Below are 8173 nucleotides of genomic sequence, written 5' to 3'. Positions count from 1 at the left end.
CCCGCCTGACCATTGAGGGCAGGGCCATCAAACTCACCTCCCATGAATTTCGCCTGATTTCCTATCTCATGCACCATCAAAGCGAGATCGTATCGCGAACCGAATTGATAGAACATCTGTACGATCAAGATTTCGACAGGGCAACCACTTCCCGAAAAGAGGGCTGGGTATTGTAGCGAATTACGCGTTTATCTGATTCGATAACGCCTTCATCTTTGTAGATGGCAAAGTCGAATGGGGCAGCCAGGGTTTCGTGGCGCCAGTAGTCGCCAACTGTTACACTGTACTGGTACAACTCGCTCCGGGGGAAAGCAGCATAGGTAACTACAACCAGCGTAAGGAAAATTGCAGCTTTGATGACGATATTCTTCGTCTGCAGCCTGCTTGTATTCTGCCGGCCTTTCTCAAGCTTCTCCCCAACAGGGCGTATTTTTCGCCTGAAACGGCGGATGCTCTTGGAAAAATCCATATGCCAGCGTTACTCCTTTAAGCTGGACCGCGCAGTGCGCGTCCCTTTGACGGATATGTACACAAGAGTGTCGACTACAATCCGTCAAATTGAAGCCAGTTTACAATTCAATGATGTCTTCAGGGGTGGGTGAAAGGGTGCGTCACGATTTGCGTAATGAAAGCAAACCACCAATACCAACTGTAATAGCAGCCCCCATTAGTGTATAGAGTGGCCAAGCGACGGATAACAAACCGTCTACAGTTCCCTGGGGATTATCTCCGGAGTTTAAAATGAATAGCCAGCCATTGGTTTCACTGAAGCGCAATCCTTTTATGATTAGAACCATTGCAATAACGGCTAATACAAAGCCAGTAATGGCTTCTTTCTGCTGTGCACGCTTGACAAAAAGGCCCAGCAAAAAGAGTCCAAGCATACCCCCATACGTGAAAGTTGCAATGGCCAATCCAAGTTCGACAACCGGGTTGGTTTGATCCTCAAAAAGCCCTGCAAAGAGGATAAACACTATACCCCAAATGAGGGTAAACACCCGCGCTACCTTAAGCGAAGTTGCACTGTCCATTTCTCCCTTGCGCAAATCTGCATACAAGTCCATGACGGAAGATGATGAGAGTGCATTCAGTGAACTGGACAGCGTACTCATGGCCGCCGCAATAATGCCGGCCAAAATGAATCCGGACAACCCACCGGGCAATCCTTCAATGATAAACCGAGGGAAAATCTCATCAGCACGCGAGAGGCCCAATTCCTGCGGTGTGGCACCGCCAAAATGTATCCACAACAAAAGACCAACAAAGAGGAAGATTACAAATTGCACCATCACCAGTACGCCGCTCCCAATCAGGGCGCGCTTGCTGTCTTGTAAGTCGCGACAGGCCAGCAGGCGCTGGACAATGAGCTGGTCTGATCCATGTGAGGCCATGGTAAACACCGCACCCCCAAACAACGCGGTGAGGAATGCATAGGGATGGGTCAGCAGATAACTGAGCGGCCGGCCTAATTCAAAGTCGATGACTTTTGTCTTGCCTGCCGCTTGCGCTTCTGCCCACCAACCAGCAGGCGAGTCACCAAGCAACACAAAAATGGCAAAGATAGCTCCACCTACATAAACCGTCATCTGCACCACGTCCATCCACACAACTGCCTTAATGCCACCAATCATGGTGTAAAGAATGGTAAGCACACCAATGAGACCGATGATCGTCATGTAACTAAGCGAAAATCCTGCGGCATCAGCTATTAACTTGATCGGGATGGCCGTGGCAAACAGCCGTACACCATCTGCAAGCAGTCGGGTTATCAAGAACGTGACAGACGCTGTTTTTTGGGTTGCTTTGCCAAAGCGGTCTCCTAGAAAAGCGTATGCTGTTTGGAATTCTCCTTCAAAATACCGCGGCAAAAGCAGATAACTCACAATCACCCGCCCCAGTAAATAGCCAAAGGTGATCTGGATGAACGTCAGCGCACCGCCATACGAAACAGCCGGAATACCAATCACAGTCAACGTGCTTGTTTCGGTCGCTACGATTGAAAAACAAATGGCCCACCACGGTAAATCTTTGTTGCCGAGGAAATAGTCTTTGCTATCCCCCTGCCGGCCACCTGACCATATACCAAATGCAATGACACCTATAATGTATATTGCAATAACGGAATAATCTAAAGGGGTCAACATGATGGGGCTTGGTATGGTAAACGGGGCTTATGCTTCAAGCAAAGCCAGCAAGCCAGCTTCGTCGAGTATGGTGATTTCCAATTCCTGGGCCTTGGCCAGTTTTGAGCCAGCCTTTTCGCCAGCGACAACATAGTCGGTCTTTTTGCTCACACTGGATGCCACCTTGCCGCCAGCACGCTTGATCATGTTTTTGGCATCAGTGCGTCCTAAAGTAGGCAATGTGCCGGTAAGCACAAAGGTTTTACCAGCTACCGGTGCATCTTCACCCTCAACGTGTACTGGTGCCTCTTCCTCCAACCGATGCAGGTTGACCCCGAGTTCATCCAGTTCAGCAACAAGCGCCTGATTTTTTTCAACACTAAACCAATCCGCTATACTCTGCGCAATGACGGGCCCAATGCCTTCAATGGCCTCCAGTTCTTCCGCGGAGGCTCCGCCCATGGCTTGCAGGTGTTCATAGTGAGCAACCAGAAGTTCGGCTGTAGTCTTGCCCACGTGACGCATACCCAGACCAAAAATCAGCCGGCTTAACGTACGCTGTTTGGAATCTGCGATACCCTGCAACAGGTTTTCTGCTTTTTTATCTGCGAAGCCCTCAAGGGTAAGCAGCGACGCAGCGTCGAGTCGGTATATATCTGCGAGGTTTTTTACGAGGCCGGCTTCACTGAGCAAAATTGCCAGTTTTGATCCCAGGCCTTCAATATCCATAGCCCCCCTGCTGGCATAATGCTCCACCAGCCGTATAAACTGCGCCGGACAAACAGTATTTACACAATAAGAGTCCGCTTCGTCTGCCAACCGTACAAGCGGCGTTTCACAAGCCGGACATGCATCCGGCATACGCCAGACCTCAAGTTCTTCTGTGCGCTGCTCAGGAATCGGCCGCACCACCTGCGGGATGACGTCGCCTGCCCGCTTCACAACCACCACATCTCCAATCCGGATATCGCGATCGATGATATAGTCTTCATTGTGCAGCGTTGCTTTAGAAACCGTGACTCCGCCGATCCACACGGGTTCGAGAACAGCTTCTGGCTTTATTGTACCTGTTCGACCGACACTAACCGTAATGTCATTCAGTACGGTGGTGGCTTCACGCGCCGGAAATTTGTAAGCTACGGCCCAGCGCGGTGCATTAGACACAAATCCAAGCGTCTCCTGGAATATAAAGTCGTCCATCTTTAAGACAACTCCGTCTATTTCATAGTCTAGTGTCTCGCGTTTGTCGGTCCAACCGGTACAGTATGCAATGGCTTCTTCGAGATCAGCAAAGCGCCGGGAATGCGGATTGACGGGGAAACCAAATGCAGCCAACTCAGCCAGTTGTTCAGCCTGAGATGCCGGCTGGTCGCCTTCATATGGGCCCACACTATAGGCAAAAAACCGCAGGGGCCGCGTTGCGGTAATCGACGGATCCAGCTGACGCAAGCTACCGGCGGCACCGTTTCTCGGATTGGCAAATGTTTTTTGCCCCGCGGCCTCCAGTACTTCATTCATGCGGTCAAATTCGCTGCGCCGCATATAAACTTCCCCGCGAACTTCGATACTGGCCGGGATGGTTGACACCTCACGCCCAGGTACAGGAATAGCGAGTGGCACGCTGGTTATCGTTTTGACGTGTGGGGTAATGTTCTCCCCTACCTCCCCATTGCCTCGGGTAGCACCGATGACAAGGTTCCCTTCGCGGTACGTAATTGCAAGGGCGAGGCCATCAATTTTAAGCTCAACAGCGAGCGCCGGCTTCACCTCTTCACCATGTACAGCCTGCAAACCTTTTACACACCGCTGGTACCAGGCACGGATTTCATCTTCGTTGAAAGCATTGCCCAGCGACAACATGCGTACTGGATGCCGCACTTTTTCAAATTTGTCCATCGGCGCCCCGCCAACACGCTGCGTGGGCGAATCCGGGCGAAGTAAGGCAGGGAATTGTCGCTCAATATCTTGTAGCGCGCGAAACAGGACGTCGTACTCACTGTCAGTAATTACCGGCGCATCTTCCACATAATAGAGATGGGCATGGTGATGTAGCACAGCGGAAAGGGACGTACCTAAAGACGTAGCATCGGACAAAGAAAGGCTGTCTAAGGCCAGATCACGGACCTGATCAAGCAAGGTCTTCGTTCTTTTGACTATCTCCATCTACTTCAGGGGCTCCGTCTGCTTCGCTACCTGCTATCGAGAAAGGCCTGTACTGAGTCACGGCTGATGACAACACGGGCAAGCGAATCAGTTCGATAAATTGGATACGCATACCCATCAATTAGAATCTGCATAGACACCAGATTGTCTTCGATGATCGCGCGATTTTTCAGGTAAACCAGCATCGTATCACCTTGATCCAACCAGTAGGGCCGGCGCAAGTCGGTGTCTCTTTTAATTCGAAAAGGGTCCAATGCACCGCTTGCTGCTACAATCTGAACGGGTATTGAGTCGCCCAATACAGCGGGTACGCGTGGAGGCTCAACGGCCGCCGGCTGCGCAGTGATCGATGCCAGCGAATCGGGCGTAGCCGCTACGGGTGAAATACTTTCTGAGGGGATGGTTGCGGCAGGTTCTGCCTGCTGCAAGTCATTCAGTGTGGGACCTTCTGACTGAAAAGAAAGCAGTTGCATGACAACCACTACAAACAGCACCAAACCACCGGCGAGTAACCCCCATTGGATGAAGGCGTTTTGTTTGCCTGATGCAAAGAATGCGGATACTGCGTCTTTTGCATCATCTGTAAAATTAGCCAGGGGCGAAGCGCCTTCCTTTTGGCTGGATTTTGGTACAAATGTAATGGCTCGACCATCTGAGGCTGCAGCTTTTGGTGTGCTACGTTGTTTTTTCACGGCCGGCCTGGCCGACTTCTTAGAAGCAGCGGCTTTTCTTTTCTCTTCTTGCTCAAACTCGAATTTATCAACGGCAAACACAGGCTCGGGCTTTTCCGCCTGCGCAGCACGCAATGCCTTGATCTCTTCGGGTGGCAGGTCGAGATACTCAATGGCAAGCTGCCTGTTATAAGCGCCTTGCAACGCTTCATCGTAAGCACGTAAGACTTCCTCGGGAGGAATCCCTACCGCTTCGGCATAACTTCGAATAAAGGCCCTGACGTACAATGAATTGAACAAGGGGTGGTCTTTCAATCCATCAACTTCAAATTGCGCAATGACATTGGGGTAAACTTTTGTCGCATTGCGCAGCGCTTCAAGAGACACTTCGCGTTTCTCCCGAATGGCGGACAGATCATCTAGAAATTGTCCTAATGGGCCTGTAGCTGGTTGTTCAGACATAAGGAGGAATCAATCCACTGAATTAACCCGGGGGGTAGTGCAGGCTAATCAGACGCTAAAGGAGCATTCTGCAAAGCCATGATACATATACCATCGCTGCCTTACAACTCGTGTTAAGCAGAATTAACCGATGTTTAAAGGCAAATGCAGTAATGCAAAAAAGCTTCCAATTCCAAAGAATAGGAAGCTTTAATTGTATTTATATTCAGTCGGGACGGCGAGATTCGAACTCGCGACCCCTTGCACCCCATGCAAGTGCGCTACCGGGCTGCGCCACGTCCCGAACATCATCAAACTGACAGGAAGCACAATCAAAAATAAAATTGCACCTCATAGCCTGCTCAGAATGTCCGATAGAAAGTTTCTAATTGCTAAAAGTTCCGTTCGCAACGCCTCCTCTTTGCCCCGGTTCTCATCAGCCTGCACAAGGGCTTTACGCGCACCTTCAATGGTGTATTTTTCCTCTTTGAGGAGTTGTTTGATACGGCTAATAAAATCAATATCAGATCGCGTATAAATCCTTCGGCCCGCCCTGTTCTTCTGAGGGTTGAGTTCAAGAAATTCGGTTTCCCAATACCGCAGCACATGCTGCTCGAGGCCCGTAATTTGGCTTACCTCTCCGATGGAGTAATAAAGTTTGCGAATCCCTTCCGCTGGCATAATTAACAACCAGAATACCCATAAATATCGCTTTAAGGTATGTGATTCCAATCACTTATGCCAAAATATTCCAAAATCAGCAGTTAAGGGCAAAAGGTTCGCTGTCAAACCCGGAATTACAATTGGTTGATTTTGCGCAACGCAAAGGCCGGCGCTACCCGTGACAGGCCATAGAGTAGTTTGACACCCCCTACCCTGATCTCTTCGCGTCCTTTAGCCAATCCATCCAACATCTGCGTTACTGCGTCTTCTACAGGAATTGCAATAGGCGGTGGATTGCCCAAATGCCAGGGCGTATCAACGGCAGGAAACTGAACTTCTACAATTCGAACGGGCGCGTCCGCCAACTGGATGCGCAACACCTGCGTGAAGGCATGCAGCGCCGCTTTCGTGGCATTGTAGATCGGATATGCTGCACGCGGCGCATAAATCAACCCTGTTGTCACATTGATCAACAGGCCACTTGCCTGCCTGAGCAACAACGGATAGAACAATTTTGCCAGCCTGATCGGCCCCATCAAATTGGTATCAATTTCAGCCGCAGCCTTTTTGAGCATGCCATCATCATCCATAAAAGACGTTGCATGTACGATAGCGGCGTTGTTGATGAGCATATTCAGCGATGGATACTGCGCTTCTATCCAGTTGACCATAGCAATGCAGTCTACTTCATTGGATATATCGCAGGCATAAGGGATAAGATGTGGATTCCGTGCCTCGGCTTTTTCGAGCTTTTCCCGCGAGCGGCCGCAAACTATAACGGTGTTGCCTTTTTCCTGTAGCCGGCATGCAAGCTCAAGGCCAATGCCTGAACTACCACCCGTAATCAATATTGTATTTTCTTGTAAGTGCATGATGCCACCTGGTTGTTTTTTACCAAGGTAGGTCCAGGCCCGCACCCAAAACATTGACCTATGTTAAGGCCCCAGCTTTTTCTTGATGCGACTCAACGATTCGGGTTGTATGCCTAGAAATGATGCAATTTGGCGTTGTTTTATCCGGCCGGCCAAATCTGGATATCTGACGTAAAAATTCTGGTAACGCTCCTCGGCACTGAGCAGCAAAAGCTCGCGCTCGCGGCGCTCTTTGGCACTGTATCCTAATTCGAGCATCTTGAGCAGCAGCTTGTCCCATGCAGGATCTTCTGTTCGTAACTGCTGCCAGTGTTCGTAACTGAACTCCAGTACCCTGGCATCTTCCAACGCCTCAATGCCATAGTAGGATCTTTCGCCATGAATCATCGAGGAGTATGAAGACAAAAAGCTTGCAGCCGGCATGAAAGCCTTGGTAAATTCGTTGCCATTGTCATCTGTATATACATATCGAAACAACCCGGAGAGTACCAATCCCATTTTCTTCGGGAGGTCTCCTGCCCTGATAAATAGATCCCCCTTTGAGAGCTCCTTTGTGGTACCTAAAGCCAGCAATCGATCAACCGCAGCAGCTGGTAGTCCGGTGAATTTGGTAACGGTCTCTTTTAGATCCATAAGTTTATCCTGATTACAATGCCCGCCCATGCACCAGACATTCCCGCAAGGATTTTCAAGGAATACAGGGCATGCCCGGACACAGGCATCTCAACATAACTGGATGGGTGATATTTTAGCACATCTCAGTGTATTAAACACACCCAATTTACAACCCCCAATCTTTGCAACAACCACGTATTTCGAAGGAGGATGGCCTGATCCTCCTGACTGTGCTTATATGGGGCATCAACTTCCCCATCCTCAAACAGGCATTGGAAGCCATGCACCCGTTTGTGCTGAACGTGTTCAGATTTATAGTGTCTGTATTTGGCCTATGGGTAATGATGGCGATTCAGCGGAAAAGCTGGAAATTGTTCTATTGGTCAGAGATGAAGCCCTACCTCGGTCGCGTAGTACTGCTTGGCCTGTTAGGCTACTTCTTTTACCAGGTTGCTTTTATTATGGGGATTGCGCGCACCACGGCCGGCAATTCCGCACTTATTATGGCCAGCACACCCATTTGGACTGCCATGATCGGCATGCTGTTCGGATTTGAAAAACTAGGCAAGGTTGCCTGGATCGGCCTTATCATTTCTATGGCCGGCACGTTCCTCGTTGCCCTGTT

Annotated in this window: 8 protein-coding genes, 1 tRNA gene and 1 pseudogene; 2 read left to right on the top strand and 8 right to left on the bottom strand. The window is 49.9% G+C overall.

Annotated features, from left to right (window positions below; genetic code table 11):
• Positions 1 to 152: pseudogene (locus AAF564_24295) on the top strand (winged helix-turn-helix domain-containing protein).
• Here the strand turns inward: AAF564_24295 and AAF564_24290 are convergent.
• The 8 genes from AAF564_24290 to AAF564_24255 form a co-directional block, all read right to left on the bottom strand.
• Positions 125 to 469, bottom strand: coding sequence for a hypothetical protein (locus AAF564_24290; protein ID MEM8488689.1), 345 nt, complete (start codon positions 467 to 469; stop codon positions 125 to 127). The pseudogene AAF564_24295 and the gene AAF564_24290 overlap by 28 nt on opposite strands.
• A gap of 142 nt (positions 470 to 611) precedes the next feature.
• The gene (locus AAF564_24285) at positions 612 to 2144 is read right to left on the bottom strand and encodes a sodium:solute symporter (protein ID MEM8488688.1); all 1533 of its coding nucleotides are present in this window, start codon (positions 2142 to 2144) and stop codon (positions 612 to 614) included.
• A gap of 27 nt (positions 2145 to 2171) precedes the next feature.
• Positions 2172 to 4286 (bottom strand): NAD-dependent DNA ligase LigA, encoded by a 2115-nt coding sequence (gene ligA / locus AAF564_24280; GenBank protein MEM8488687.1) that lies wholly within the window; start codon positions 4284 to 4286, stop codon positions 2172 to 2174.
• Positions 4287 to 4312: 26 nt separating this feature from the next.
• Positions 4313 to 5419, bottom strand: a complete 1107-nt coding sequence (locus AAF564_24275) for a helix-turn-helix domain-containing protein (protein MEM8488686.1) — start codon at positions 5417 to 5419, stop codon at positions 4313 to 4315.
• A 209-nt stretch (positions 5420 to 5628) separates the two neighbouring features.
• Positions 5629 to 5702 (bottom strand) — tRNA-Pro (locus tag AAF564_24270).
• A 47-nt stretch (positions 5703 to 5749) separates the two neighbouring features.
• Positions 5750 to 6079: a MerR family transcriptional regulator gene (locus tag AAF564_24265; GenBank protein MEM8488685.1), complete on the bottom strand. Its 330-nt coding sequence runs from the start codon at positions 6077 to 6079 to the stop codon at positions 5750 to 5752.
• Between the two features lie 116 nt (positions 6080 to 6195).
• Positions 6196 to 6933 carry an SDR family NAD(P)-dependent oxidoreductase gene (locus tag AAF564_24260; GenBank protein ID MEM8488684.1) on the bottom strand — a complete coding sequence of 246 codons (738 nt, stop codon included), beginning with the start codon at positions 6931 to 6933 and terminating at the stop codon, positions 6196 to 6198.
• Between the two features lie 63 nt (positions 6934 to 6996).
• The gene (locus tag AAF564_24255) at positions 6997 to 7566 is read right to left on the bottom strand and encodes a Crp/Fnr family transcriptional regulator (protein MEM8488683.1); all 570 of its coding nucleotides are present in this window, start codon (positions 7564 to 7566) and stop codon (positions 6997 to 6999) included.
• Positions 7567 to 7730: 164 nt separating this feature from the next.
• Here AAF564_24255 and AAF564_24250 point away from each other — a divergent pair.
• On the top strand, positions 7731 to 8173 hold a 443-nt coding region (locus AAF564_24250; protein ID MEM8488682.1), incomplete at its 3' end, for a DMT family transporter.

The organism is Bacteroidota bacterium (genome assembly GCA_039111535.1).
Classification (GTDB): domain Bacteria; phylum Bacteroidota; class Rhodothermia; order Rhodothermales; family JAHQVL01; genus JBCCIM01.
This window is presented reverse-complemented; position numbering and strand designations above follow the sequence as displayed.